At 63.1% G+C, this 537-nt stretch carries 1 protein-coding gene; it reads left to right on the forward strand.

Features of this window, described 5'->3' with window-relative positions; translation table 11 throughout:
- The coding region (locus ABW16_RS23665) for a type VII secretion protein EccB (protein ID WP_047321648.1) at positions 1 to 512 on the forward strand (512 nt) is incomplete at its 5' end.
- Positions 513 to 537: the final 25 nt, after the last annotated feature.

Here is a 537-nt window from a genome sequence, read left to right on the forward strand (position 1 = left end):
TGGTGGATGCGGTGTCGGCGCCGGTGACGTGCGCGCATTGGAGTAAGCCTGCGGGGGCGAGTACGAGTTCGTTGACGTTGTTGTCGGGTTCGACGTTGCCGTTGCGTGAGGGTGTGCGGACCTTGGACCTGGTGGGTGCTGGTGTGGGCGGGACCGCCGCCCGGGTCGCCTTGACGCCGGGATCGGGCTACTTCGCTCAGAGTGTCAACAGTGATCCGGCGGCCAATACCAGTGCGGGCCCACTGTTTTGGATTTCGGACACCGGTGTGCGCTATGGCATCAACACCGAGGCCGGCACCAATGGCGGTGATGGAGACACCATCTCCGCACTCGGTCTGAGCGAGCCCGCATTGCCGATTCCGTGGTCGGTGTTGTCGCAGTTTGCTGTTGGTCCTGCGTTGTCGCGTTCTGATGCGTTGTTGGCGCATGACGGGTTGGCGCCGGATGCGCGTCCGGGTCGTCGTGCCACCGCTGAGTTGGGTGGGGTTTCTAGTGTTGGAGAGTCGCGATGAGTCGTTTGATTTTTGAGGCCCGTCG

Source organism: Mycolicibacter heraklionensis (assembly GCF_001021505.1).
GTDB lineage: Bacteria > Actinomycetota > Actinomycetes > Mycobacteriales > Mycobacteriaceae > Mycobacterium > Mycobacterium heraklionense.